Annotated in this window: 1 protein-coding gene; it reads right to left on the reverse strand. The window is 76.0% G+C overall.

What is annotated here, in order from left to right; translation table 11 throughout:
- The coding region (locus SB773_RS33240; RefSeq protein WP_486304327.1) for a hypothetical protein at nucleotides 1–202 on the reverse strand (202 nt) is incomplete at its 3' end.
- Nucleotides 203–254: the final 52 nt, after the last annotated feature.

The following is a 254-nucleotide window of genomic DNA, read 5'->3' on the forward strand; positions in this document are numbered from 1 at the left end:
GTCCGGACAGCGCCGCCCGCAGACCGCCCGGATCGGCCATCCCCGAGAACCAGTCGGGCGACCGGTCGAACGGGGCGATCCCCGCGAGCGTGACGACGGAGGTGGCGCGATCACCGGCCAGCGCTGCCAGGGCGAGGGCGTGGGGGCCGCCGCCGGAGGTGCCGATGGTCACGAAGCGCTCCACGCCGACTGCGTCGACCACGGCCAGGACATCGGCGGCGGCATCCGCGACAGACCGCCCTGGGCGCTCGTCC

Source organism: Bacillus sp. SIMBA_074 (genome assembly GCF_046534555.1).
GTDB classification, from domain to species: Bacteria; Bacillota; Bacilli; order Bacillales; family Bacillaceae_G; genus Bacillus_A; species Bacillus_A mycoides.